The 23,933-nt window shown below is 54.9% G+C and carries 26 protein-coding genes and 3 pseudogenes; 13 read left to right on the forward strand and 16 right to left on the reverse strand.

The window, feature by feature from the left end; all coding sequences use genetic code 11:
- Window positions 1–191 precede the first annotated feature (191 nt).
- The 4 genes and pseudogenes from ACQ86N_RS47040 to ACQ86N_RS47055 all read left to right on the forward strand — a co-directional run bounded on the left by ACQ86N_RS47040 (window position 192) and on the right by ACQ86N_RS47055 (window position 3,239).
- Window positions 192–1,250, forward strand: a complete 1,059-nt coding sequence (locus ACQ86N_RS47040; RefSeq protein ID WP_431213109.1) for an AAA family ATPase — start codon at window positions 192–194, stop codon at window positions 1,248–1,250.
- Between the two features lie 13 nt (window positions 1,251–1,263).
- Window positions 1,264–1,748: pseudogene (locus ACQ86N_RS47045) on the forward strand (ribonuclease H-like YkuK family protein).
- A 59-nt stretch (window positions 1,749–1,807) separates the two neighbouring features.
- Window positions 1,808–2,065, forward strand: a complete 258-nt coding sequence (locus ACQ86N_RS47050) for a hypothetical protein (RefSeq protein ID WP_431213110.1) — start codon at window positions 1,808–1,810, stop codon at window positions 2,063–2,065.
- On the forward strand, window positions 2,013–3,239 hold the full coding sequence (locus tag ACQ86N_RS47055; protein WP_431213111.1) for an RtcB family protein: 1,227 nt from the start codon (window positions 2,013–2,015) through the stop codon (window positions 3,237–3,239). The genes ACQ86N_RS47050 and ACQ86N_RS47055 overlap by 53 nt, the downstream gene beginning before the upstream one ends.
- A gap of 56 nt (window positions 3,240–3,295) precedes the next feature.
- Here ACQ86N_RS47055 and ACQ86N_RS47060 read toward each other — a convergent pair whose 3' ends face one another.
- Window positions 3,296–3,682 (reverse strand): hypothetical protein, encoded by a 387-nt coding sequence (locus ACQ86N_RS47060; protein WP_431213112.1) that lies wholly within the window; start codon window positions 3,680–3,682, stop codon window positions 3,296–3,298.
- 20 nt (window positions 3,683–3,702) lie between these two features.
- Window positions 3,703–4,290 (reverse strand): alpha/beta fold hydrolase, encoded by a 588-nt coding sequence (locus tag ACQ86N_RS47065; protein ID WP_431213113.1) that lies wholly within the window; start codon window positions 4,288–4,290, stop codon window positions 3,703–3,705.
- A gap of 235 nt (window positions 4,291–4,525) precedes the next feature.
- Here ACQ86N_RS47065 and ACQ86N_RS47070 point away from each other — a divergent pair.
- The 3 genes and pseudogenes from ACQ86N_RS47070 (at window position 4,526) to ACQ86N_RS47080 (ending at window position 6,548) form a co-directional block, all read left to right on the forward strand.
- Window positions 4,526–5,838 (forward strand): annotated as a pseudogene (locus ACQ86N_RS47070) (DUF5687 family protein).
- Between the two features lie 88 nt (window positions 5,839–5,926).
- A complete protein-coding gene (locus ACQ86N_RS47075; RefSeq protein ID WP_431217882.1) occupies window positions 5,927–6,418 on the forward strand; it encodes an ATP-binding cassette domain-containing protein in 492 nt (163 codons plus the stop codon).
- Complete coding sequence (locus ACQ86N_RS47080) at window positions 6,405–6,548, forward strand: hypothetical protein (protein ID WP_431213114.1); 144 nt, start codon at window positions 6,405–6,407, stop codon at window positions 6,546–6,548. The genes ACQ86N_RS47075 and ACQ86N_RS47080 overlap by 14 nt, the downstream gene beginning before the upstream one ends.
- Here ACQ86N_RS47080 and ACQ86N_RS47085 read toward each other — a convergent pair.
- The 5 genes from ACQ86N_RS47085 to ACQ86N_RS47105 all read right to left on the reverse strand — a co-directional run bounded on the left by ACQ86N_RS47085 (window position 6,530) and on the right by ACQ86N_RS47105 (window position 8,880).
- Entirely contained in the window at window positions 6,530–6,826 is a 297-nt protein-coding gene (locus tag ACQ86N_RS47085) for a hypothetical protein (RefSeq protein WP_431213115.1), read from the reverse strand. The two genes, ACQ86N_RS47080 and ACQ86N_RS47085, sit on opposite strands and share 19 nt — an antisense overlap.
- Before the next feature lie 28 nt (window positions 6,827–6,854).
- The gene (locus tag ACQ86N_RS47090) at window positions 6,855–7,241 is read right to left on the reverse strand and encodes a DUF6596 domain-containing protein (protein WP_431213116.1); all 387 of its coding nucleotides are present in this window, start codon (window positions 7,239–7,241) and stop codon (window positions 6,855–6,857) included.
- Window positions 7,231–7,842, reverse strand: coding sequence for a sigma-70 family RNA polymerase sigma factor (locus tag ACQ86N_RS47095; RefSeq protein ID WP_431213117.1), 612 nt, complete (start codon window positions 7,840–7,842; stop codon window positions 7,231–7,233). Before ACQ86N_RS47095 ends, ACQ86N_RS47090 begins: the two co-directional genes overlap by 11 nt.
- On the reverse strand, window positions 7,839–8,192 hold the full coding sequence (locus ACQ86N_RS47100; RefSeq protein ID WP_431213118.1) for a YciI family protein: 354 nt from the start codon (window positions 8,190–8,192) through the stop codon (window positions 7,839–7,841). The genes ACQ86N_RS47095 and ACQ86N_RS47100 overlap by 4 nt, the downstream gene beginning before the upstream one ends.
- A 106-nt stretch (window positions 8,193–8,298) precedes the next feature.
- Window positions 8,299–8,880, reverse strand: coding sequence for a peptidylprolyl isomerase (locus ACQ86N_RS47105; protein ID WP_431213119.1), 582 nt, complete (start codon window positions 8,878–8,880; stop codon window positions 8,299–8,301).
- A 67-nt stretch (window positions 8,881–8,947) separates the two neighbouring features.
- Here ACQ86N_RS47105 and ACQ86N_RS47110 point away from each other — a divergent pair, with 67 nt between their 5' ends.
- The gene (locus ACQ86N_RS47110; protein WP_431213120.1) at window positions 8,948–9,598 is read left to right on the forward strand and encodes a MarC family protein; all 651 of its coding nucleotides are present in this window, start codon (window positions 8,948–8,950) and stop codon (window positions 9,596–9,598) included.
- A 55-nt stretch (window positions 9,599–9,653) separates the two neighbouring features.
- Here the strand turns inward: ACQ86N_RS47110 and ACQ86N_RS47115 are convergent, their stop codons facing one another.
- The 6 genes from ACQ86N_RS47115 to ACQ86N_RS47140 form a co-directional block, all read right to left on the reverse strand.
- Window positions 9,654–10,631 carry an ATP-binding cassette domain-containing protein gene (locus tag ACQ86N_RS47115; protein WP_431213121.1) on the reverse strand — a complete coding sequence of 326 codons (978 nt, stop codon included), beginning with the start codon at window positions 10,629–10,631 and terminating at the stop codon, window positions 9,654–9,656.
- Window positions 10,632–10,636: 5 nt separating this feature from the next.
- Complete coding sequence (locus tag ACQ86N_RS47120) at window positions 10,637–11,401, reverse strand: ABC transporter permease (RefSeq protein WP_431213122.1); 765 nt, start codon at window positions 11,399–11,401, stop codon at window positions 10,637–10,639.
- Window positions 11,402–11,544: 143 nt separating this feature from the next.
- Entirely contained in the window at window positions 11,545–13,317 is a 1,773-nt protein-coding gene (locus ACQ86N_RS47125; protein ID WP_431213123.1) for an OmpA family protein, read from the reverse strand.
- Window positions 13,318–13,620: 303 nt separating this feature from the next.
- Window positions 13,621–14,631, reverse strand: a complete 1,011-nt coding sequence (locus tag ACQ86N_RS47130) for a hypothetical protein (protein WP_431213124.1) — start codon at window positions 14,629–14,631, stop codon at window positions 13,621–13,623.
- Window positions 14,632–14,742: 111 nt separating this feature from the next.
- On the reverse strand, window positions 14,743–15,276 hold the full coding sequence (locus tag ACQ86N_RS47135) for a hypothetical protein (protein WP_431213125.1): 534 nt from the start codon (window positions 15,274–15,276) through the stop codon (window positions 14,743–14,745).
- 89 nt (window positions 15,277–15,365) lie between these two features.
- Complete coding sequence (locus ACQ86N_RS47140; protein ID WP_431213126.1) at window positions 15,366–15,527, reverse strand: hypothetical protein; 162 nt, start codon at window positions 15,525–15,527, stop codon at window positions 15,366–15,368.
- Window positions 15,528–16,165: 638 nt separating this feature from the next.
- Here ACQ86N_RS47140 and ACQ86N_RS47145 point away from each other — a divergent pair.
- Window positions 16,166–17,089 carry an alpha/beta hydrolase gene (locus ACQ86N_RS47145; protein WP_431213127.1) on the forward strand — a complete coding sequence of 308 codons (924 nt, stop codon included), beginning with the start codon at window positions 16,166–16,168 and terminating at the stop codon, window positions 17,087–17,089.
- 192 nt (window positions 17,090–17,281) lie between these two features.
- On the opposite strand, the gene ACQ86N_RS47150 is transcribed toward ACQ86N_RS47145, so the two are convergent.
- Window positions 17,282–17,743 carry a hypothetical protein gene (locus ACQ86N_RS47150; protein WP_431213128.1) on the reverse strand — a complete coding sequence of 154 codons (462 nt, stop codon included), beginning with the start codon at window positions 17,741–17,743 and terminating at the stop codon, window positions 17,282–17,284.
- Between the two features lie 393 nt (window positions 17,744–18,136).
- Here ACQ86N_RS47150 and ACQ86N_RS47155 point away from each other — a divergent pair, with 393 nt between their 5' ends.
- Window positions 18,137–19,174: a fatty acid desaturase gene (locus tag ACQ86N_RS47155; protein WP_431213129.1), complete on the forward strand. Its 1,038-nt coding sequence runs from the start codon at window positions 18,137–18,139 to the stop codon at window positions 19,172–19,174.
- Window positions 19,175–19,576: 402 nt separating this feature from the next.
- On the opposite strand, the gene ACQ86N_RS47160 is transcribed toward ACQ86N_RS47155, so the two are convergent.
- Together ACQ86N_RS47160 and ACQ86N_RS47165 are read right to left on the reverse strand one after the other, a co-directional pair.
- Window positions 19,577–20,455, reverse strand: coding sequence for an AraC family transcriptional regulator (locus ACQ86N_RS47160; protein ID WP_431213130.1), 879 nt, complete (start codon window positions 20,453–20,455; stop codon window positions 19,577–19,579).
- Window positions 20,456–20,736: 281 nt separating this feature from the next.
- A complete protein-coding gene (locus tag ACQ86N_RS47165) occupies window positions 20,737–20,904 on the reverse strand; it encodes a hypothetical protein (RefSeq protein ID WP_431213131.1) in 168 nt (55 codons plus the stop codon).
- 45 nt (window positions 20,905–20,949) lie between these two features.
- Here ACQ86N_RS47165 and ACQ86N_RS47170 point away from each other — a divergent pair, with 45 nt between their 5' ends.
- From ACQ86N_RS47170 to ACQ86N_RS47180, 3 genes and pseudogenes are all read left to right on the forward strand, one after another.
- Window positions 20,950–21,165, forward strand: a complete 216-nt coding sequence (locus ACQ86N_RS47170; RefSeq protein ID WP_431213132.1) for a hypothetical protein — start codon at window positions 20,950–20,952, stop codon at window positions 21,163–21,165.
- Window positions 21,114–21,455 (forward strand): annotated as a pseudogene (locus ACQ86N_RS47175) (TonB-dependent receptor plug domain-containing protein); the annotation flags it as partial. The gene ACQ86N_RS47170 and the pseudogene ACQ86N_RS47175, both read left to right, overlap by 52 nt.
- Before the next feature lie 604 nt (window positions 21,456–22,059).
- A complete protein-coding gene (locus ACQ86N_RS47180; protein ID WP_431217883.1) occupies window positions 22,060–23,931 on the forward strand; it encodes a SusC/RagA family TonB-linked outer membrane protein in 1,872 nt (623 codons plus the stop codon).
- The last annotated feature ends 2 nt before the right edge of the window (window positions 23,932–23,933 follow it).

Raw genomic sequence — 23,933 nt, forward strand, 5'->3', positions numbered from 1 at the left:
GTCCCGCCTGGCACACCGGCACGCAACCGGAAATTTCGGGTTCAGTCAAAAACCTGGATTTTCCGGAATGGAAGAGATATGTCCATACCCCAAAGAGCCGTGGAATACATGAACGCGCTGCGCTGCAGCCCGCAATATGTTGAGCCCGGTTCGAAAGACCGGGCTTTTTAATTTTTATAACGACTAATAACATGAACAATTTATACGACCAGACGACTTTCGACACAAACAGCCTCTTCGACGGGCACTATCTGGACGCGAAAGCGCTATACATGCAGGCCTTTGGTGTCATTCCAAATATCATCTGTGTCACAAATATCGACGGGGAAAAGGTCTTCCGCGCCGTCAGAGAAAATTTCCCGGAGGCGATCACCCGCGTGTTTCAGTATCGCTACTATAACCGCCAGAAAAAGGAATACACATTCGACTCGACGCTGATCTTATTTAATAATGGCTGTTTGGTTGAACTGGACAATTCCTGGTGTGATATCTATCACGACGGATGTCAGCAGGGTTTTATAGATGTGCTGACCGGTCTGATTACGCCATTCAAAGAGCGGCAGAGAAGGAAGCCCCTGGAAATAAACCTGGTCATCAGTCAAAAAGGCGGCCTGCAGCTGAAGAGCATGGAGATCCGACGGACCAGGCTCGACCTTGACCTCTTCTACAACGAGGATTTTAAGGAGACCCATGAGGTGATCCAGCACAGGCTCAGCAAGGAAAAGGACAAGGGCATCGTGCTGTTGCACGGACTTCCGGGGACGGGAAAGACGACCTATCTCCGCTATCTGATAGGGAAGATCAAAAAAAGGATAATGTTCCTTTCGCCCTCAGCAGCGGGTGACCTGCTCGACCCATCCTTCATAGAAGTGTTGGTGAAAAACAGGAACACGTTACTGGTTATCGAAGATGCGGAAAACATTATAATGGACAGAAGGCATAGTTCGGGCTCCTCCGTAAGTAACCTCCTGAACATTTCCGATGGCCTTTTGGCGGACTGCCTAAATGTTCAGCTGGTCTGTACATTCAACAGCCCGCTGACAATGGTAGACACAGCGTTGCTGCGAAAGGGAAGGCTGATCGCCCGGTACGATTTCGGCAAACTCAGCGTTGCCCGGGCGCAGCGCCTCAGCGACCACCTCGGGTTTGTTACGAAGATCGTCCGGCCTATGACCGTTGCCGAGGTGGCCAACCAGAACGAAAAGGAATTCGAGATCCCCGAAGCCCGGACCATCGGCTTCAGGAATTAAAAAATGAATCAACATGAAACAGCTGCGCAACTGGAGGCGGCTCGACGGATCCCCGGTCCGGCAGGATATCCGGGATGAGATCCGCTCCGTCCTCGTAAAGGAAAAAGCAAACGGACACGAACTGAAGGTCTGCATCGGCACCGATAGCCGGGTAAAAGCCGGCGTCACCGATTTTGCCACGGTCGTCGTGTTCATCCGGAAAGGAAAGGGGGCTTTATGTATATCCTGCCCGAAAGGACCACGCGGAAGATGAGCATAAAGGAAAGGATGCTCTTGGAAGTCGCGAAAAGCGTCGAATTATCCTATGACTTGTGCCGCCTGTTCACGCTCTATGGTGTCGATATGGAAGTCCACGCCGACATCAACACGAACCCCGGCTTTAAGAGCAATGACGCGCTCCGCGAAGCCATGGGCTATATCATGGGCATGGGCTTCGTTTTCAGGGCCAAACCCCACGCCTTCGCCAGCTCGAGCTGCGCGAATAAGGTGGTTCAGTAATAGAGATCATCTAAACCTAGGAAGGGTGGGGAAACCCATCCTTCCTTAACCAACAAACAATGGCAAAGCTAAAATTAAGAAGTAAAGATCTTCGGGCTGTTGGCTATCCGGAAGGTCCGGTGATCAGCATAGCCATGAACATCATGGAAAAAAACTACAAATTTGAAAAGGAGGATAGTGTTATGAACCTGTTGCGAAAAATATTGGAATCCCCCGTGGAATACAAAAACGACGCGGTACTGGGCCTCATCGCCCAGCAGGCTGGTGCCAAAGCCCGATCGCGAAAACCCAACCCCGGACAACCCCGGCACGGATGAGGCGAAGGCTTCGCTCAACAACACCGGCGTACGGTTTAATGTATTTGGCGGCGAAAACGTCGGCCCCGAGGCCATTAACCAGATGTACCATGCGGCCAGGCTGCCCGTCGCGGTCGCCGCGGCGCTGATGCCCGACGCACACGCCGGCTACGGTCTGCCCATCGGCGGTGTGCTCGCCACCGACAACGCGGTGATCCCTTATGGGGTCGGCGTGGACATCGGCTGTCGCATGTGCCTCTCTGTTTTTGATATCCGGCCGTCCGAGCTGCTTCAGAAGGAGAACTATTTTAGCCGCGAGCTGAAACAGGCGACCCTCTTCGGCGGAGGAAGACAGTTCGATACCGTCGCGTCACACGAAGTGCTTGAACGTCCGGAGTTTGACGAGATACCGATGCTCCGCCGGCACCGGTACCGCGCGGCGCGTCAACTGGGCTCCAGCGGATCGGGGAATCATTTTGTCGAATTCGGCGAGGTGGACATCATGGAAAAAGACCCGGTGCTGGGTCTGCAGCCCGGTAAATATCTGGGACTGCTCTCCCATTCGGGTTCGCGTTCTCTCGGCGCATCGATCGCCGATTATTATACGCGTATCGCCCGGCAGATGAGGCGGCTGCCCGGGCAGGCAAACAACCTTGCCTGGCTCAGCCTCGACGAACAGGAAGGCATGGAATACTGGCTGGCCATGAACCTGGCCGGCGACTATGCCGCCGCCTGCCACGAAATGATCCACGACAAGATCGCAAAGGCCCTGGGCCGCCGTCCGGTAAGGACCGTCGCCAACCACCACAATTTCGCGTGGAAGGAGATCCACGACGGCCGCGAACTCATCGTCCACCGCAAGGGGGCAACGCCCGCAGCAGAGGACGAGCTCGGCATCATCCCCTGGGTCGATGACGTCGAAAGGCTATATCGTAAAGGGAAAGGCGCGGCGGCATCGTTGTCATCCGCGGCGCACGGCGCTGGAAGAAAAATGAGCCGCGCGCAGGCGATGGGGTCGATCACGCACGAGCTGCTGAATGAGACGCTGAGAAAACACGGAGTACACCTGTTGGGCGGAGGCCTCGACGAGGCGCCGCAGGCCTATAAGAATATCGACGAGGTTATGAGCTCCCAGGAGACTCTGGTGGACACCGTCGGAACATTCACGCCAAAGATCGTGAGAATGGACGGCTAGAACGCGGTCGTGTGAACCGCTACCACAGGGATCAGCGTGAACCGTCGCTACAGGGATCAGCGTGAACCGCCGGCTGCACCCGCGTGAACCGCCGAATCCCGGTGAACCGCCGAATCCGCGTGAGCCGCCATATCCCCGTGAACCGCCGAATCTGCGTGAACCGGTGGACCCGCGGTCTTATCCAACATTTCCAATATCGCTTTCTCGATGCGATCCTTCTCCGCAAAAGCAATCAAATGTCCCCTTCCCGGTATCATCTGTATCTCGAGGGAGGGGACATTCGTTAAATGCTCCTTCGCAAACGAGGCATTGGACGTGTCGACCAGCTCATCCTGCTCGCCCTGCAGATAGATCACCGGAACATGGATATTTCCCCACAACGGCAGCATCTTCTCCAGCTCGTCCTTATGATGGATCTTCTCCGCATTGGCGGTCTGCAGCATACGTGGAACGACCCAGTGGATCAGGGGATTCTCGATCGGATAAGTAAACCAGAATATTTTTCCCTCCCCGGACCCAGCGGAGGCGCCATCAGAACGAGGCCGTCGATCTTGTCAGGATAATCCATGGCCAGGCGGCATGCGATGGGGCCGCCATAAGAAACTCCCACGAGTATTATTGGCCGGTGCGCTTTGTGGAGACTGTCGATGATCAGCTCGAGAACATGCGCCTGCGCCGCGATATCCGGCAACGGATCGGCCAAACCCGAATAGCCATAACCCGGCCGGTCCGCCGCAAACAACGTGGCCCTCGACCGGAGCAGGCTGTCCGCAAGATAACTTTTCCAGTAGCTTAGCGAGCTGGGTGCGCCATGTATAAATAAAATGGTCGCGTCGGACCGGTCGCCTACCTGGATATAACGGACCTTGCGACCCTTTTCGGTAAAATAGCTGATCTGCGGCTTGATCTTTTGTGCATGAAACCAGTCCACCAACTCTTTGTCGTCCATCCTGAACTGGACCATCTGATCAAAAATGAGAAGAAAGGCGACAAGGGCGATAAATATGCCTAGAAATACACGGAGAACGATCCTGCCGATTCTTGCCATCATACGATAAATATAACGGTTAAAGCCAATCCACTTTAAAATTAAATAATTCGCAACTTATATTTAGCTTTCGTAATCAAAAATTAACTATCCCCATGATCCTGACGCTCCTGCTGCACCAATGGAAGGCCTTTTGGCGAAGCCGCGGGGCGGGTAAAACCCTTATCTTCCGGTTGTTGATGGGACTTATGCTCCTGTATTTTTGGCCGCCGGCCTTGCGGTTGGCTTGTATACCCCGGTGATCCTGTCTCATTTTTTTCCCCTTCAGAACGCGGTCGCTGTATTCTGTAGTCTTCTGCTGTATTATTTTTCGATCGACCTCGTCCTCCGCTTCCTCTTCCAGGACCTCCCCGTACTCGCAACCCGCCCCTATCTCCTCCTGAATATACGCCGCCGCCAGCTGGTGAGCTTTCTGGATATCCGCTCCCTATTTCACTATCTGAACCTCCTGCCCATATGTATCTTCTTTCCGTTCATTTTCACAGATATCAGAAATGGATCCGGCAATATCCCGGCCCTGGCTCTCGCAGGCACCGTGGGTCTCTTGATCCTGTTAAATCACTTCCTTGTGCTGTATGTCAAGCGTAAATCGGTGTTCAATGGCTGGTGGCTCGCGGTCTTTGTCGGGATAAATATTCTCTTTTTCGTCCTTCCGCTGCGTATGGTCTCATCCAGTCTCTTCTTCGGCATACTCCATACCCCTGGCACGCGCTGATATTTGTATTACCGCCCGTCTTCGTCTATGGTTTAAACCGCCGTTTCCTCTATAACAACCTGTATTTTGAAGATCTTTCGGGGGACGATAGCTATAGGCAAAGTGCAGAATACGGCTGGCTGCGGCGATGGGGAGTCACCGGCGAATTGCTTGGGCTTGAGTACCGGCTGCTCGTCCGCAACAGGAAACCGCGGATATACCTGCTGTTGAGCCTGGCGTCTCTTGCCTATTGCGCGGTGCTGACCCGGCCGCATGACGGGCACCCGGTTAGCCAGGGGATGCTGTTCTTCTTCTGCGTCGCTGCCAACTACGGTTTTCTGATGAAATACGGCGCAGATGCCTTCGCCTGGCAAAGCAGCCATTTCGACGGATTGCTGTCATCGAATGTCCGGTCCCGTGACTATGTCCGGAGTAAATTCTATGTGTCTACTGTGATCGCTACGTGTTCATTTATCGTCAGTCTGTCGTTCGGGCTGCTCGATCAGCGGGTGCTGCCCATGCTCGCTGCGGCCTGGCTCTACAACCTGGGTTGCAATGTACCCGTTGTTGCCTGGTGTGCCACGTTTGGCTATAAGCCCATCGACCTGGGCAAAGGGGTGGGGTTCAACTACGAGGGGATGACAACTGCACACACCTGGCTGCTGGTGCTGGTAATGGGGCCGCCGTACTTCATCTATCTCGCCTTTTCCTGGCTGTTCGGGTTTTGGACAGGCGTAGCCGCTATCGGTGCAGCGGGTCTACTTGGTCTTCTGTTCAGGTACTGGTTCATCAAGCTGGTCACCAAAGAATTCATTCAACGAAAATATCTGATCCTGCAAGGGTTCAGGGAAAAATAGATACAATGATCGAAGTCAATAGCCTCGTCAAAGCATATAACAACCGGCCGGTCGTCGACATCCCTCACCTCGGGATCGCATCGGGGGGATCACGGGTCTGGTGGGCAATAACGGCGCCGGAAAAACGACCCTGTTCAGGCTGCTCCTCGATCTCGTCCGGGCTAATTCGGGAGAAACTCTTTTGAAGGGGAAGAACGTTGCGCGGGCGGAATCCTGGAAGAGCTTCACTGCCGCATACCTGGACGATAGTTTTCTGCCGGGTTATCTGACGCCGGAAGAGTATTTTTATTTTACGGGCGGGCTGCATCGCATGGCGAAAGCTGAAGTGGACGAGGGGTTGCGGAATTTGACGGCCTTTCTCAGCGATGGAGTGCTGAACAGCGGCAAATACATCCGGGACCTTTCAAAAGGCAATCAGGCCAAGGTCGGGATCGCCGCCTGTCTGCTGCAAAAGCCGGAGATCCTCATCCTTGACGAGCCATTCGCCAACCTGGACCCAACTTCGCAGCTGACGCTTGTCGACATGCTCGCGACGGCTGTCCGCGGAACAGAGAAATACTATCCTGGTGAGCAGCCATGATCTCAACCATATCACCGACCTCTGTCACCGGATACTTCTTATGGAAAGGGGCTCTATAATAAAGGACATCGATACGACGACCGAAACCCTGCGGGAGCTGGAGAATTATTTTCATCCCGGACGCCGGTGAATTTCTTCGTAATCGTTCCGGCCGACCGTTAATGCCTCCAGTTTATCCTGGAGCAGCTTCTTCTCCGCCAGCGATGATGTGAGATGGTATGCCATTTGCAACAATCTCCGGCCCTCGTTGCAGTTGCCCGCGCGGCCGTACAGGTCCCCAAGAACCGCCGGATAGATATAGTGTTGTTCCAGCAACGTCCTGATACCCGGAATATCGAGGATGAGGTCGATGGCTGCATGGACGCCCTCCAGCTGGGCGACGACAATGGATCGGTTCAGCCGGACCACCGGGCTCGGTTTCCGCTGAAGCAGGTAGTCATAGAGCTGGAGCAGGGCGCTCCAGTTGGTGGAATCGTAACTGGGTGCGAGACAGTGTTCGGCCGCAATGGCCGACTCGATATGATAGACAGACAGCTGATCGCCCCTCGGACGAAAGGTTCAGATAATAGTATCCCATCCGAATCAGCTCGTGATCCCATTTGTTACGGTCCTGCTTCTGCAACAGGATAATGGTATTGTCCTCGCCGATCCGGCTTTCAAAACGGGAGGCCTGAAAACACATCAGCGAAAGCAGCGCAAAAGCGGGAGGATCTGCCACCACACGGTGCTCGGTCAACAGCTTGCAGAGGCGCATTGCCTCGGCGCAGAGGTCATGACGGATCAGCTCGTCGGCCTTCAGCGAATTATAACCTTCATTGAACAACAGATACAGTACCGTATATACGACGTCGAGCCTCCCGCTCGGCTTCGTGCCCGACCGGGATCTCGAAACGGATGGTCTCGGACTTGATGAACTCCCTGGCGCGGTACAGCCGTTTCTGGATCGCCGTTTCCGTAGACAGCAGCGCCCGCGCGATCTCCTGTACGCCAAATCCGCTGACCGTCTTCAGCGTCAGCGCCACCTGGTCTTCCGGATTCAGCGCCGGATGACAGCAGGTAAAGATCATACGTAGCTGGCTATCCGCAATTTCCGTATCCAGGAAGAATTGGTCTACGGCATTCTCCGTGCTTGACTGCAGCCGGTGCGCCAGTTCCTCGGAGAGATTGGCCAGCTTCTGCTGCCGCCGGATCAGGTCGATGGTCCGGTTGCGGGCTACCCTCATCAGCCAGGCCGAAGGATTATCCGGCATCTGCCCGTACCTCCACACCTGGAGCGCCTTCAGAAAGGTTTCCTGTACCGTATCCTCCACGAGCTCGAGATTACCGATGCCGAATACGCGCGTCAAAACAGCGATCATCTTCCCCGCCTCATGACGGAAAAGATGATCGACCAGCTGCTGCGGCTGTTCGGCGCCTGTACTCATGACGGCATCGGTATTTTCATGATCTCGCGGACCTCGACGGAACCGTTGATCCTGAAGTCAGGGTAGCCCATCGCCAATTGAGCGGCCTCTTCGAGAGATTCTGCCTTAACGATAAAATATCCTCCCAGCAGTTCTTTCCCCTCTGCGAAAGGGCCATCGGTAACGACGGGCTTGCTGCCCTGTACCGTCTTCCCCTCTTTGTGCAGGGGTTCACCGCCCACATACCGGTCCTTTGCACTGAGCTCGCCGATCCAGTCATACCACCTCTGCATGGAGGCCCGGGATTCTTCCGGTGTCAGATTGAGGTCCTCGTAGGCGGGACCACGGAAAATGAACAAGAAATCTTTCATGTCGTTGTTTTTAAAGATGAATGGGACCCTACCGGGGCCCAAAAAGATATTTTTCCCGGGTATGACGAACGGGCCAGGACAATCCGGACAAAAAAGGAGAATTTTTTTATTTCCTGACGATGGTATTTATATGGACCGACGGAGTGAACGATTGATTGTTCTCCGGTCGCGCATAGATGGTCCTGACCACGTCCATTCCTTTTACCACCCTGCCAAAAGCGGCATAACCCTGTCCGTCGGGGTTATTTTCACCGCCAAAATCGAACCCTGGCTGGTCACCCACGCAGATAAAGAACTCGGTTGTCCCGCTGCCCGGCTCGCTCCGCGCCAGTGAAACGGTCCCGTCGGTGTGCAGAATATGCGTCATACTGGTCGGCTCGTGCGGAACGCCGGGCACGCCGACGGCCTTCGCGTGGTTCGTCTTCCAGATGCCGCCCTGTATCAGCCTCGAGGCGCCGGCACCCGTGACCTGGTTGTCGTCGTTCAGGACGCGGTAGAAAGATCCGTTCTTATAAAATCCCGAGTCGATATAGGATAGAAAAGCTCCTGCGGTCTTTGGCGCCTGCTTCGGATAGACCTCGATCTCGATGTCGCCGGCCTCAGTCCGGATGATGACATGCGGCGCCCCGCTGTTGCCGGCCGAATGACAGCCCGCAATAATTCCGGCCAAACCCAGCACTAAAACCATCAAACATACCCTGAAACGGACTACCATATCATCCAGTTAAGAACCGTAAATTAATGTAATATTGTTTATGCATTTCGACTTACCCTTCCTGCACCTTATTTTTATTGGATTCCTTTCTCTTTTTCCGGCCGTCAACCCCGTCGGTTCGGCATTCATTATCGATCCCCTGCTCGGCGGCCTCGGCTTTCCCGAGAGAAAAAGGGCCGCAAAAAAGATTGCTTTCTATTGTTTTACCATCTGCGCGGTTTCGGCGCTCATCGGCAGCTGGATCCTGAAGCTGTTCGGCATCTCTATCCCCATCGTACAGCTGGCCGGGGGCATCATGATCTGCCGGATGGGCTGGCAGCTGCTGACCACCGACGACGACGTCAAGGGTAAGAAGGAGACCGCACAGCCCGCCAGCAGGGACAATATTTTGTTTTACCCGGTCGCTTTTCCGATGACAACGGGTGCGGGAACGATATCCGTTATCCTGACGCTGAGCGCCCATGAAGACGAAAACGACCTCCTTGCGCATGTTATGAACCTCGGCGCGCTGTTCCTCGCCATCCTGCTGATCTGTCTCGTCATCTATATCTGCTATGCCAATACCCTCGCCTTATCCAGCGCCTCTGGCCCGCGCGGCGAGCAGATCGTCAACAGGATAAGTGCATTTCTCGTGTTTTGTATCGGGATGCAGATCGCCTGGTCGGGAATAAAGACCTTGCTAAAGGCCTGACCTAAGTGAACCACCCGGTTCACGTCACTGTCGCCGTTGTCGTCACTGCCGCGGTTCACTCCTCTGCGTCCGGCTCACGCTGGCCCCGGTCCCGTGGTTCACGCCCCCCCCCGCGGCTCACGCTGACCCCGGTCCCGTGGTTCACGCCACTACTGCGGTTCACGTCCCCTCCCCGCAGTTCACGCCCGCGGCCTACAAACACCCCTTTATCTCTTCCAGCGTCTCGACGAACCCCTTTTCCTGCCGGATATCCTTCTGCCAGGGCCAGCCCCCGCTCAATCAGGTCGATCTCCCGCACCAGCGTCGAACCCTCTTTACCCGCCTGACGCCCCAGTACATAGACGGTATCCGACATGGATACTGCCGTCGCTATATCATGCGACACGATCACCAGCGTCTTCAGCTCGTCGGATAAGGATACCTGTACCAGCAGCTCCACCACCTTGTCCAGCACACAGACGTCCAGTCCGGAGAAGGGCTCGTCGAGCAGAAGATAGTCGGCCCCCTTCAGCAACTGCTGGATAATACTCACCCGCTGCTGCTGACCACCCGACAGCTGACCGGGCCAACGGTGCAGAACATCCGCAATATCGAACTGTCCGGCATACTGGTGAATGGCATCCTCTTCCCTGCCCTCCAGCGATTTATTCCGGCGGGCAGCCAGCATCAGCGACTGCTTGACCGTCCTCCAGCCGAACTGGTAGTAGTTCTGGAAAATGACGCCCATATCGCCCGGCCTCACTTCCCGCTCCTGATACACTTCGATGGATCCCGCACCCGTCTCGGCGGGCTTGCGCTGACGGATGGTGATACTGCCGGAACTCGGCTTCTGCAGACCGGACAGCAGCCTGAACAGCTGGGTCTTGCCCATACCGCTGCGGCCGACCAGCGAAACCACCTGTCCCTGCTGCAACCCCGGCCGGACAATATCCCGGATGCTGAAGTTTACGTCGTGCAGGATACACTTGTTACCATAGACGAGCGACAGGTCTCTGGCCTGCAACAGGGTCTCTTTTTTTGTATAAGGTGTCATTTGGTTTAGTTTTTATGGATTTGTGTATAGGGGAAGAGCCATCCGCGCAACAACCCCAGCAAATAGTCGAAACAAAGACCGATCCCGAAGATCAGCGCCTGGAGAGCCAGTACGTGCGTCAGATCATTGTATTTATTGTACTTGATCAGCAGTGCACCGATGCCCCCCTCGCTCATACTCAACCCCTCGACCATCGTGATCATCATCCAGGCGATGGCGAAGTTCTGCCGCACCATCTCGAAGACCTGATCGGCCTTGCCGACGATGATGACCTCGTAGAGGCTTTCCCACCGGCTATACCCCAGCGTCTGACACAGCTCGAACTCCTGCGCGGGAATACGGAGTATCACGGCAAGAAAGGAGGTGGTGAAGAAGGGTACGATGCCAAAGACCAGCAACGAAAGTTTCAGCTGGCTCCCGTCCTTTGTCAGCAGCGTGAAGATGAAAATCAGACCCGTCAGGGTCAGATAGCGGCATTTCACGATAAATCCAGCGATCGAATGAAAGAAGGGGATGACGGACAGATACGAGAACAACAAAGTGATCAGTATCGAGTACACCATGGCCTGCAGCGTAAGCAGCAGGCTCACCAGCAGGTTGTCGATCAGCAGACGCGTCGAGAGCAGCTGGCCCAGCGCCGAGAGCACGTGCAGCGGCTGAGGGATCAGTCCTCCGGGACTCAGCTGCCAGGCGATCAGCGTCAGCAGCACCTGCGAGACCACCATGATGAGAAAGGTCTGGCGGCTTATTTTTTCAAATGGTTTGAACATAGACTTTTTTGAAAGGAAGGGAGCTGCCGCCCCCTTCCTATTTATCTAATTATTGAGAGCTTCGGCGGAACTGCTTCGCCACGTTCCTCCTCGCTCGTAACCTTCGCGGAGCTCGGTTACAGGCAATCGGCCTCCGGCCTCTCCTAGTTACCCAGTACAATTTCCACCCTGCGGTTACGGCTTCTGCCCGCGTCTGTGCCATTGTCGGCTACAGGCCTTGAAGAACCATAACCTTTGGTCTCGATACGGTCGTCCTTCAACCCCTTGCCTTCGAGGTATGCCTTTACAGCGGCAGCCCTTTTCTCCGACAGGGGTATGTTGACGGCGTCGGAACCATTGTTGTCGGTGTGCCCGTACACACCCAGTTTGAGGCCTTCCGCTACGACGGCGGACTCGAAGATCTCGTCCAGCATCTTATAGGACGAAGGACGGATATTGGCGGAGCCCGTTTCGAACTCGATATGATAGGACTTACTGCTGACAGCCTCCGTTATCTTATCGGCGTATTTGGTCTCGATGGCCTTTCCCTCCAACAGCTCGGGGTGATTGGAGATCACGCTCAGCAGGAAGGATTTGTCCACGGCCTTTTCATAGGGCATAAAGCTGGGCATTATCGAAGGATACATTTTCACCATCAGATTGCCGAACGTATTATAGACGGCTTTGTAGCGGTCCACCTTGTCGCTGCCCAGGCCATAGGTATTGGCCATATCCGCCAGGTTGAAGACCGTCGAACCACCGAGGTTGACTTTCTGTCCCTGGATATCCTTTTCTTCGACGCCGTTATAATACTTCAGCCAGTAGTCTGCATTCTGCTCCTGGTAAACGCTGGCGCTCACCTGAGCGGCAAACTTCCGCGCCTCCGTGAACGAGCGCACCTGGTCGCCGGCTTCCGCAAGGGCGATGATCATGTTCTCGATATCGGTACGGTGATCATAGGCCCATTTCTTAATGGCGATCGTCTGGTTCGGCATCTGGGACGCATACTGGCGGGTATTCGCGATGGTTACCAGACCACCTTTCTTCGTCGCGACGTTCACGTCACCGGGGGTCCAGGTGGCCACGCCGTCTACGCCTACCGTAGTATCCCGGCCCGTAGTCCTGCCATTTTCGATGATCTTCCTCTTCTCGGAGTAGCCCGTAATATATTTGTTAGGCGCGTCGAGGAAGTCATTGGCCGCGATCAGATTGATAGCGTCCCTGTCATAGGTGGTTTCGTCGGGGTTTACCTTCAGCCCGTTGTCACCGGCCCATTTCAGCAGGATGTTGACGTCGCCGTCGCGCAGCACGCCAGCCACGCATTTACCGATAGCATTGTGCGGGTCCTGTTTCCAGGAGGCGGGGGCCATGATCTGGTCCTCGCCATACGACTTACCGTGGGCTATCGGCAGGATGATGGGCTGGTATTCGGGGCCGAGCGCTTCGAGCTCCTTCGAAAGGGAGGTCATAAAGGCCGGCATACCGTCACCCATAAAGGTGATCAGCACACCCTGCGTATTCGGATTGGTCTTGTATTCGCCGGCGAACTTTACGAGGTCGGCCATCTGCTTGTTACAGTCGTCCTGACGAATGTACATGACGTCCAGATGAGCCTTGTCGAATAACGACCCCTTTGTCGTACGTACGCCGCCGTTGGCATACATACCCGAGAACTGGCTGTTCCACGCCATGCGTTCCCAGCTGACCCGGGTACCGCCGTTGACTGCCGCGTCCGTCACGGAGGAAGGCAGCGACAACAGCGTTGCGTTGCTGTTGAGCGAAGCCTCTGGAGCATCCGGCAACACGACCTTGCCGACCTCGACTGCCTTACCCGTTGCTCTCGGGCGAGCCTGATACCATCTGACACCGAGTATACCGGCCGATACTACGACGGCGATCACTAATAATTTTCCTGTGGGTTTTAATTTGACTGACATATAAAACGTTTTTAACTTTTAATAAATTTTATTTTTGTGTGTACCACGCGGTTCACGCTCCGGCCGGGCTGGTTTGGTCACGCGGTTCACGCGCATCTGCCGGCCAGGCCTCCATTCCTCAGGTCATCCCTTGGGGCCGCGGTTCACGCTCCGGCCGAGTTGGGTCCCGCGGTTCATGGGGTTCACGGGGTTCCCGCGGTTCCCGGGGTTCACGTTGTTCCCGGGGTTCACGCGGTTTCCGCGGTTCATACGGTTTCCGCGGTTCACGCGGTTCACGCGGCGCGGCAGACCGGGTCTCCCGCCTTACGGCAACAACCCCTTATACCTGTCCGTTATCTTTACGTCCCCAAGCCTTCCCTTGTCACTGTTCCCCTTCAGAGCGGCACCGGTATAGTGGAAGTCCTTTCCAAGGTCGAACTGATTGATCAGCTCGAGTGCCTGGGCCGACTTGGCCTTGTCTTCCAGCACGTGGTCGTCCATAAATCTGGACGTGACGTTGATGGCCGACTTGATATGCCCGATCTTTTCGCCGATCTGCGCTTTCAGCAAAGCCAACGCTTTCTCGGCGTCCTGGTTGAGCTCGTCATCGCCCTTAAAAGCTTTCATCGCACTCGTTACCGCCGACAATCCGGTAGTGACAGAGTAGTAGAGGTCCTTTTTCGCCTCCAGATCGAGTTTGGCGTCCTCCAGCATGATCCCGCTCTCCTCATAGGCAGCGTCCGCAAACTGCGTCAGCTTGTTCAGGTCGCCCACGATCGGCGTCACGTTGTCGATATACTCACGGCAACGCATGACGCTGTTGGTATACAGGTTCACCTGGCGGTCACTCCCTCCCCGGGACTGCAGGATCTTCACCTTCTGGATGTTCAGCTGCAGCTCTTTCTCCTTTTCACCGAGCTTGTCCATCAGCTCGCTCTGCTTGCCTTTCAGACGGGCCCCCTGCTTATACAGGGTCTCCCTGTCCTTATAGCCCTGGTCGATCTTGGCCTGAAGGATGGCAAACGGGTTCAGCTCGATGGCCAGACCGACGGTATAGTTGGCGATGAATTCTGAAAAATATTTCAGCGCGCGCCAGAACTTCCGGTTCGATACGGTCAGCAGCAGAAATCCACATACGACACCCCCGATGACCAGGTTGACGAGGTTCCAGGTCAGCTTTACCAGCCAGGGCAGTACATAGGTCAGGAACCCGTAGGCCAAACCCGCGGCCAGCGCGAGACCGACGATGGCGGTGGCGAGGTTCTTCGGCTCGCTCCACCAGCCGGGAGTTTTTCCTTCTCCCCTCAGATGTGTTTTTTCAATAAGACGATTCATGGTCGTTGAGTTTTGAGTGTTATTGTATATATGTGTTGATCTTCTGGATATCGGATTCTATTTGTTGTTTACGGCGGCCACATTCAGTGGCATAGGCGCTGCTGCTGGCCGTTAGTTTGTCCCTGTTCTCCCCGATCTCCCGCTGCATCGCGGCGATCTCTTCCTGGAGCTTCTGGATCTCCTGTGACAGCGCCTGTATACGGCGGCTTTTTCGTCGGCCTCTGTGGTCCGGCTATGCACCTTCTCCTGCAGGGCGGCCTGCACCGTCGTTTCGAACTGACTGGCGTCGGCCGTCAACACCCGCAGGTACTCTGCGGCGGTAGACATCAGCTTCTGCTTGTCCAGCCCCTGCACCTGCAGTCCCGCAAAGGCAGCATAGTACCTCGACCTCTCGTCGGGGATCACCTGCATCGCGGCGACCATCTTCGAGAACTCGTAATAGTCCGGTCCGGGAATATTCGCGTCGCTGAACAGCTTATCGAAATAGTCCGCGAACCGCTGGTCCGAAACCGGAGATGAAGCCGGCGCCGAAGCCGGGGCCTCCACAACCTCAATTTTGGGCGTTACCGCCGCTGCCGGTGACGCCGGTGCCTGCTCTGTCGTCTCGATAAAGGCCGACAGGATTTTCTTACCAATACTTACCATGGTTATTGATTTTAGTGGTTAAAAAGCATAGCATTGCCCTTCCGGCGTAAGCGCCGGTTTCGGAGGAGATCCCTACCCCCGACCAGTGGTTATTGTATCAGCAACTGGAAAAGCGGAAGCTCTTCCCTCAGCCGGAGAAGCTTGCAGGTATGCCCTGACTTATCTCTAAGCCGGCTCCCCGACAGCTGTCGGTAAATGACAGTTAATAAAAGAGTGAGCAGGATAACGATCACCCCAATAAGCTTTTTCATGTTGTTACAGTTAGGAAGATACAAAGTCTACAACGGTGATCCATATACGCAATAATGCGCGGACCCCGCCTGGTTAAATCTTGTTGGTTACTTGAGCTCTTTAGGAATGGGAGAATTCCGGAAGTCTTGCCCTATTGTAGTAGTAGGTAGTGGCAGACAAAAGCTCTATAGATAGTTTCATTTTACAATGGAGACTGGCTCCCGTTTGTTTGATGAAGTAAAGATACTAGCATTTTGCCTCTGCCCGGTAGTGCATCCGGGAGCAGCGGCTCTTTTTGTTTAATGGCGGTCCTCCTCCTGTGATGAGCGGCAAAATAGGTGGTTGAATGCGAAATATCTGGTATGGCCGGTGGTTCGCCCTGGATGAATGGTCTTTGGACAGTAGGAATGGTCAAATTCTGGCCCGGATGGTTTTATACTTGTTACGCCGTTGCAAATCGTCATTCGGTTCCAGGACTCCCGACCGGATCGGCCAAGTGGCGCCCGCAAAGCCCTATAGCCTACCGTTACCCACGCGAGGTAGCAATGAAATAGTGTGGCGCATTGAATATCCGCGGCAAAATAAAATATCCGCTTTTGAAACGCTCGCCGTCCGGTGGCGTCTTTACCGTATCTTCAGAATCCAAAAATAGCTTCCTATGTATCGAATGTTATTTCTTTTTCTGTTTGCTTTTACCGCCGCGGCCAGTGCCCAGGACACCGCGCGCCAGATTCCCCTGTGGCCCAACGGCGCGCCGGGCTTCGAGAACAAACGCAACGAACCCGAACAGGCCAAAGACTATTGGGTAAAGAATATACACAACCCGTCCCTCACCATTTACCTGCCGCCAAAAGAGAAGGCGACAGGAGCCGCCGTAGTCATCTTTCCCGGCGGAGGCCACCGCCTCCTGGTCTTCAATGCGGAGGGGCGTGACCCGGCGCGATTCCTCAACCGCATCGGAGTGGCGGCATTTATATTAAAGTACAGACTTTTCAGGGAGGATTCGAATCTGTACAGCCTTGAAAAAGAGGTCAGACAGGACGCCCTGCGGGCGGTGCGGCTGGTCCGCAGTCATGCGGCGGAGTGGAATATCGATACAGGAAGGGTAGGGATGATGGGCTTTTCCGCTGGCGGCGAGGTCGCGGCGCTGCTGGCCTATGCACCCGGGAACGGTAATCCCCGGGCGCCGGACCCGATCGACCGGCTCAACGGCCGCCCCAATTTCCAGCTGCTGGTCTATCCCGGCCCCCTCGGCGTCCCCGCCGAAGTTCCAAAGGATACTCCACCCACCTTTCTCATCGCGGCCAATGACGACCAGTGCTGCTCTGCCCCTGTCGTCAGCCTGCTGGAAAGATTCAGGGCTGCCAAAGTTCCCGTCGAGGCCCATATTCTCTCGGCCGGCGGTCATGGCTTCAATATGGGTTACCGCAGCAACCTGCAGGCAGTTCGCGCCTGGCCCCAGCTGATGGCCAACTGGCTCACGGATATGCACCTGCTCAGCTCCTGGCGGAACCACGCGATGGGCGTGGGCAAAAAAATCCCCGGTAAGACTACCGGGGATGTACTAATCAAAGTGTTTTAACCATTAAACCTTATCCTATGAAAAGACAAAGTTACGACGGCAATCCCGGAACCAACCAGTTCGCCGCTATGGTTATTAATACTTTAGTGACTAACTTTAAAAGAACGATTGGGAAAACCACTTAAAAATTAAGTAGACCGGCCTTTCTGCCGGCCTCCGACGGCGACCGGACCCACAGGCGTCTGCCGGCCCCTATTTCTTCTTCGCAACCTTTTTCTTCGCAGCCGCTGCGGCATCTGCCTCGGCCTTCTTCTGCGCCGCAATCTCCTGCTCCTCGCTCACGATCGTCGCGTCCTCGATCGGCATGTCCCCATTCACCTCGGGGAACATATATATGATATTCGCCACCTTATTATAACAAACGTCAAAAAACCTCCAGGTTTCCCCCTCATCCTTTGACTGACCGATCAAATAGGTCACTAGATGATATTTTATTCCTTCTTTATGGAACCAGCGGGACATCCGGATATTGCACTGCCACTGCTCGTCCCTGACCATCAGGTTGAGCATCTTCAGCTGCGGGTCGTCCTCCTGCTGTTCGCTTCTGGTGCGGCCCCGGAGTTTTTTGATATGCTCGATATAGCCGTCCTTCCCGCCATAGAATTTGATGATGCTGGCTGGCGCGAGATTGGCATAGCCATTCCGAGGTCTCATACGAGTCTGTTTTTAGCAGACTATCCGCAAATGAAAGCGCTTTTTGGGTGAGTTTGGCCGAATCCGGCTGTGCATTGCCGGCGGTTGCAGACAGGAAAAGGCCTCCTGCCAGAAGAACATGTAGGATTTTCATGGGTATTGATTTGCCCCCCAAAATACTACAAATATTTGCGGTTTGCAAGACCCCCGCCGTAAACGTCCAGACCCTGCGGCACCCCGGCCGCTAACCCGGAAATAAGGCTTTTTCACTCCCAATAGCCCCTGGCCGGCCATTCCTATACCCCTTAATTGGTGTTTGTTTTCAAATTCATAAAATTCTGACTTTAAAACAACAGGAAGGGGTGGTACGTCGTTTTTTTAGTATCTTGATCGCCTCTTAACCAATTCACATCCATGTCACAGAGAACAGACTTTGTTCACTCAACCAAGCCGGAACCACACAGGCTTCGTACCAAGCAGATCCTGCAGCAGCACCCGGAGGTAAGAAAACTTATCGGTAAGAATAAATATACCTTCTTTGCTATATTAGGCATCGTGCTCGCTCAGTGCACGCTGGCATGGGCAGTGAAAGACCAGTCCTGGTGGATCGTCGTAGGCGCCGCCTATCTGCTCGGTGCATTCGCGGACCACGCACTCTTCGTCATGATCCATGAATGCGCGCACCACCTGCTGTTCAAGAACCGCGCCGCCAACCGGCTCTCGGGCATTCTCGCCAATCTCCCACAACTGTTCCCCAGCTCGATCTCCTTCGAGCGCTATCATATAAAACACCACTCCTTCCGGGGAGTACACGAGCTCGACGCCGACCTGCCCAACCGCTGGGAAGCAAAGCTCATCAACAACTTTTTCGTCGGCAAGATCATCTGGCTGCTGTTCTATCCGATGTGGCAGGTCTTCCGCATCTCCCGTCTCAAGGAAATAAAACCCTTCGATAAATGGGTGGCTCTCAATTGGATAGCTGAGGTGGTCTTCGTCGCCGGCATGTGGTATTTCTTCGGGCCTAAAGCCATCGTATACCTGCTCCTCAGCTTCTTCTTCTCCGTCGGACTGCACCCCCTGGGCGCCCGCTGGATCCGGGAACACTACCTGACCCACGACGAGATCGAGGAGACGTTCAGCTACTACGGCGTCCTCAACTCAGTAGCCTTCAACGTGGGCTATCACAACGAACATCACGACTTCCCGTCCATTCCCTGGAATAAGCTCCCCCAAATAAAAAAGACGGCCCCCGGCTATTACGACAGCCTGGTCAGCCATAAATCCTGGACAAAACTCTTCTTCCGGTTCCTCTTCGACAAGGAGATCTCCCTGTATTCCCGGATCGTCCGGAAAGACAGAGGCAAGGTCGCCCTTACCGATCAGTCAACACCCGATCTTGAAATGGTCAACAACAACGGCCACGCTCAACCGCGGGTCGGCGTGCCGGTGTAAAGCGACCCGGATAGTCTGCTGCACGGGTCCCGGGCGTTACGGAGTCTCAACACCCCGGTTCACGGACGTATTTCCTGAGCGTGAACCAGTACTCGATGTAAGCCGAATCGGTTCCGTTGAAGGCAGTCGGCTTTTTTCGCCCAACTGCTGTCGGCATTGAACTGAAAATAATAATAAGGCTGACCGGGATAGATATTCCCACCGCGGTAACCCGTCGAATCATAAAACCTGGTGGCGGCGGTGTCGATGGTCCACCTTCCCAAAATGGTGGCGTGCCCGGACGGCGTCTGCGTCGACAGAGGGTTAATAGCAATAAACTGAACGGGAAAACGGCACCGAAGGATGCGCGGAGAGACCAAAAGCCGCGTGAACCGCCACCCCCGGGTCAACCCACCATGGAACCTAAATAAATACCCGCGTCCCCGAATTATAATTCTCCCTGAACTCCTTCGGGGTACAAGTCTTCTTCTTCTTAAAGATCCGGTTGAAATTCGAAATATTATTGAACCCGCAGTGGTAGGAAATCTCCGAGATAGAATGCGTCGTATCGATCAGCATCCTCGACGCATGCCCCAGCCTTATCTCGTTGAGACTGTCTATAAACGTATTCCCCGTCCTCTTCTTCACAAACCGGCTGAACGAAACCTCCGTCATGTTCACCATCTTCGCCACCTCGCCCAGCGAGATCTGCTTGTCATAATTGCTGTTCATATACTCGAACGCCACCTCGATACGACGGCTGTTATACGTGAAATGCTGATTGGTAAAAGACGCGTCCGACAAAGTGCGCATATTCCGCGACGTGGACAGATCGTGCAGTATCGACAATAACTCCAGCACCGAATCGAACCCCTGCTTCTGATTCAGCGACAATATACGCGGCGCCAGAGCTTCCGTCGTCTCCCGGGAGAACAAAATGCCCTTCTTCGACCGCTCCATCATGCTGCGGATAAAGCTCAACTGGTTGCGACGAAGCAGCTTGTCCTCAAAAAGGTCCTTATGCCACTGGATCGTCACCTCCCGGATCTCCTCACTCTTGCACTGATGGGTGAACCAGGCATGGTACAGATTGGGACCCACCAGTACTAACTCCATATCGTCGATGGTGTCGATATGGTCGCCGACGATCCTCCGGGCCCCCTTCGCATTAATGATCAGATTCAACTCCAGCTCTTCGTGATAGTGTAACGGGAAAGAGAACTCTTTCTTCAGACGGGAAAAGATGGTAAAGCAGTCGTTCTGGGTCAGTGGGGTGATCTCACGGATGATATTAGTACTCATATGGCTAGCTATGCTTTTAAGGTTTAATAAATATAGGTGCTCTTCAGATCCCATCCTGTTTCGACTAGAACGGGATAAAATAGTATCATCAGAAAGTCCTGTCCGTGCTGCTCATTATATCCTTATTTATCAACAATTTACACTTTTTGTTCCATATTTGGAGTCGATTTGCGCTAAAACAGGGATAAAAAAGTAGTAGTTTTTTAGCCCGATTGCAAATTACCTTCACGCCAACAAAACGATCTCGCTATATGAGAAAAAAAGTATTCTCGCGGGTACTCCTATGTCTTATAGGCGTATTTTCCATCCTTTCCGCTGCTTTCGCCCAGACAAAAACTATCACCGGAACAGTACACGACGATAAAGGAAGTGTCCTTCACTGGCGCCACTGTAACGGTAAAAGGCACAAAAATTTCCACCACCACCGCCGCAGACGGCAAATTCTCCATCCCCTTCCCCGCCGGGGCCGGACCTTAGTCGTCTCTTACATCGGTATGGCGGACCAATCCATCGATCCCGGCCGGCAGTCCAGCCTCAGCATTTCCCTCCGTACGTCCGCCTCGCTGCTCGGAGATGTGGTCGTCATCGGCTACGGCACGCAAAAAGAGGAGATATCAACGGCGCCGTCTCCTCGGTCAGCTCGAGAGACATCGCCGACATCCCCCAACCCAGCATCGACCAGATGCTCCAGGGCAAGGTCTCCGGCGTGACCGTCACCCAGAACTCCGGCGCACCGGGCGCGGCCGTCTCGGTCCGCGTCCGCGGTATCACCACCTTCAGCGGCAGCGAACCGCTGTATGTCATCGACGGAGTAGCCATCGACGGCAATGGCGCCAACAACGGCCACCAGCTCGTCAGCTCCGCCAGCCCCAGTGAACAGGAGAAGAGCCCCAGCGTACTCGCCTCTCTAAACCCCAACGACATCGAATCCATCGACGTCCTCAAGGACGCCTCCGCCACCGCCATCTACGGCAGCCGCGGCAGCAACGGGGTCGTGATCATCACGACGAAGAAGGGCAAACAAGGCCAGAACCATATCAACTACGACGGCTACTACGGCGACCAGACACAGGGCAAATTCCTGAAGATGATGGACCTCCCGCAGTATGCCGCCTACGAGAACGCCCTCGCCGATAACTTCGGCCTCAACCGCCGGATCGAATTTTCCGATCCCTCCAAACTCGGCCCCGGCACCAACTGGCAAAAAGCCATCTTCCGCCACGCCCACCAGAACAGCCAGACGATCGGCTTCTCCGGCGGCGCCAATAAGACGGATTATTATGTCTCCGGCGGCTACTTCCAGCAGGACGGCACCGTGATCGGCTCCGACTTCAGGCGATACTCCTTCCACGCGGCGGTCAACTCACAGGTAAAAGACTGGTTCAAGGTCGGCGCCAGCGTCTCCGCCAACCAGAACAAGGCCAATATCAGCCTCGGCAACTCCTACGGGATCATCTACAACGCGCTGATCCAGGCGCCCGACGCCTCGGTGTACAATGCCGACGGCAGTTTCGCAGGACCCGTAAAGATCAACGGAACGGTACAGGGGGCTCAACCCCGTTCAACAGGCGCTCAGCATCACCAACTCGCTAAGGAGAAGCAATATCCAGGGCAGCTTCTACGGAGACATCCTCTTCACAAAAGACCTGACCCTCCACTCCGAGATAGACGGCAACTTCAACTGGAGCGAGGCCAAGTCCTTCCTGCCCACCTATTCCTATGGCGCCACGGGCTCTGACCCCGCATACGTCAACACCCTGGCCGAACTACAGGAATACAATACATGGGACAATTTCTGGAACTGGCTCGAACACCTCAACTACAGCCATACTTTCGCCGACAAACACGCCGTCACGGCGCTCGTCGGTCATGAGGTCTGGGAGTCGACCTATGACGGTATTCAGGCCGGCACCAAGGGCTTCACCGCCGGCAACACCCTCCAGACCCTCGGTCTCGGCACGCAGGCCAACAATACCCTCGCGGAACCAAAAGGCAGCTCGGTCATGGAATCGTGGATCGCCCGCCTGATCTATACCTATAATAACAAGTACAGCATCACGGCAACCGAACGCCGCGACCAGTCCTCGAACTTTGCACCCGCCAGCGTCGCGCCGCCGGGACACCAGATCGGCTATTTCCCCAGCGTCGCCGTATCGTGGAGGATCTCCGAAGAACCCTTCATGCACGGTCTCGACCCGGTGCTCAGCAACCTCAAACTCCGCGTAGGCTACGGTACCACGGGCCAGTCCAATACCAGCGGCGGTTATAAATACGGATCTTCGATCAAGCCGATCGTCACCGGCCTCGGCACAGGATTTAGCTTCAACAACTTCAACAACCCGAACCTCACCTGGGAGACCGCCATCCAGACGAATATCGGCGTCGACTTCAGTCTGCTAAACAACAGGATCGACGCGTCCGTCGACGTCTATGACAAGACCTCGAAGAACTTCCTCTTCCAGCAGCCGCTGCCCGCCTTCCTCTCCGGCGGAACGGCGGAATACTCCAACGCCGCGGTCGTCCAACCCCCATGGGTCAACGCCGGAAAGATCCAGAACAAGGGTATCGAGCTGAGCATCACCAGCCGCAATATCGAATCGAAGAATTTCCGCTGGACCACCAACGTGATCCTGTCCCACTATACCAATAAGGTGATCTCGCTGAACGGCTTCCCGGCGCTGAGCGGCATCGTCTCCACCGGCTTTGGTCCGCAGATACCCGCTACCTATACACAGGTCGGCGGCGCGATCGGCGAGTTCTATGGCTACAAGACGGAAGGCGTCATCAAGACCACCGACCAGCTGGCCTTCCTCGCACAGCACCCGCAAAACGTCACAGGCCAGCCACTGATCGTCAGCAGCGACCGGACCCTCAGCAACGCTATCTACCTCGGCGATATGCTCTATGCAGGGAATGACGGGAAAGGAGGCGCAAACAAGCAATACGCGCTCGGCAATCCCAACCCTAACTTCACGTATAGCTTTACGAACAACTTCTCCTATAAAGATTTCGAGCTGTCGGTCTTCTTCACCGGCGTACAGGGCGGCAAGATCCTGAATGCGGTAAAATTCCAGATCCAGGGCCTCTACGGTCTCTACCAGAACCAGCTGGCCCCGACCGCCAATTTCTGGACGCCTTCCAATCCCAACTCGAATATTCCCGCACCCCGGTCGGGCTTTGGCAACAACAACCTCGTCATGTCTGACCGCTTCCTCGAAAGCGCTTCCTTCCTGAGGCTCCAGAACCTGCGTCTCGGCTACAATCTGCCTTCGCCATGGGCCACCAAAGTAAAGATGCGCCACCTGAAAGCCTATGTCGGCGGCCAAAATCTGTTCGTGATCACCAAATACCAGGGGACTCGATCCCGAAGTCGGCTCGCTGAACCAGAACCCCCTGCTGCAGAATATCGACTACGGCAGGTATCCTTCTCCGAGAGTGGTCACCTTCGGCCTGAACGCAGAGTTTTAAAACTATAAAC

The sequence above is a fragment of the Puia sp. P3 genome (assembly GCF_050632245.1).
Taxonomy (GTDB): domain Bacteria; phylum Bacteroidota; class Bacteroidia; order Chitinophagales; family Chitinophagaceae; genus Puia.

Excerpts from the sequence above, each read along its gene's own strand:
- ACQ86N_RS47100 (WP_431213118.1), bottom strand. The coding sequence starts at position 8,192 with ATGAAAGATTTCTTGTTCATTTTCCGTGGTCCCGCCTACGAGGACCTC.
- ACQ86N_RS47155 (WP_431213129.1), top strand. The coding sequence starts at position 18,137 with ATGTCACAGAGAACAGACTTTGTTCACTCAACCAAGCCGGAACCACAC.
- ACQ86N_RS47040 (WP_431213109.1), top strand. The coding sequence starts at position 192 with ATGAACAATTTATACGACCAGACGACTTTCGACACAAACAGCCTCTTC.
- ACQ86N_RS47170 (WP_431213132.1), top strand. The coding sequence starts at position 20,950 with ATGGCGGACCAATCCATCGATCCCGGCCGGCAGTCCAGCCTCAGCATT.
- ACQ86N_RS47050 (WP_431213110.1), top strand. The coding sequence starts at position 1,808 with ATGGCAAAGCTAAAATTAAGAAGTAAAGATCTTCGGGCTGTTGGCTAT.
- ACQ86N_RS47110 (WP_431213120.1), top strand. The coding sequence starts at position 8,948 with ATGCATTTCGACTTACCCTTCCTGCACCTTATTTTTATTGGATTCCTT.
- ACQ86N_RS47135 (WP_431213125.1), bottom strand. The coding sequence starts at position 15,276 with ATGGTAAGTATTGGTAAGAAAATCCTGTCGGCCTTTATCGAGACGACA.
- ACQ86N_RS47145 (WP_431213127.1), top strand. The coding sequence starts at position 16,166 with ATGTATCGAATGTTATTTCTTTTTCTGTTTGCTTTTACCGCCGCGGCC.
- ACQ86N_RS47140 (WP_431213126.1), bottom strand. The coding sequence starts at position 15,527 with ATGAAAAAGCTTATTGGGGTGATCGTTATCCTGCTCACTCTTTTATTA.
- ACQ86N_RS47165 (WP_431213131.1), bottom strand. The coding sequence starts at position 20,904 with ATGGAGAATTTGCCGTCTGCGGCGGTGGTGGTGGAAATTTTTGTGCCT.
- ACQ86N_RS47120 (WP_431213122.1), bottom strand. The coding sequence starts at position 11,401 with ATGTTCAAACCATTTGAAAAAATAAGCCGCCAGACCTTTCTCATCATG.
- ACQ86N_RS47115 (WP_431213121.1), bottom strand. The coding sequence starts at position 10,631 with ATGACACCTTATACAAAAAAAGAGACCCTGTTGCAGGCCAGAGACCTG.
- ACQ86N_RS47150 (WP_431213128.1), bottom strand. The coding sequence starts at position 17,743 with ATGAGACCTCGGAATGGCTATGCCAATCTCGCGCCAGCCAGCATCATC.
- ACQ86N_RS47060 (WP_431213112.1), bottom strand. The coding sequence starts at position 3,682 with ATGCTGCAGACCGCCAATGCGGAGAAGATCCATCATAAGGACGAGCTG.
- ACQ86N_RS47065 (WP_431213113.1), bottom strand. The coding sequence starts at position 4,290 with ATGATGGCAAGAATCGGCAGGATCGTTCTCCGTGTATTTCTAGGCATA.
- ACQ86N_RS47105 (WP_431213119.1), bottom strand. The coding sequence starts at position 8,880 with ATGGTTTTAGTGCTGGGTTTGGCCGGAATTATTGCGGGCTGTCATTCG.
- ACQ86N_RS47125 (WP_431213123.1), bottom strand. The coding sequence starts at position 13,317 with ATGTCAGTCAAATTAAAACCCACAGGAAAATTATTAGTGATCGCCGTC.
- ACQ86N_RS47095 (WP_431213117.1), bottom strand. The coding sequence starts at position 7,842 with ATGAGTACAGGCGCCGAACAGCCGCAGCAGCTGGTCGATCATCTTTTC.
- ACQ86N_RS47160 (WP_431213130.1), bottom strand. The coding sequence starts at position 20,455 with ATGAGTACTAATATCATCCGTGAGATCACCCCACTGACCCAGAACGAC.
- ACQ86N_RS47130 (WP_431213124.1), bottom strand. The coding sequence starts at position 14,631 with ATGAATCGTCTTATTGAAAAAACACATCTGAGGGGAGAAGGAAAAACT.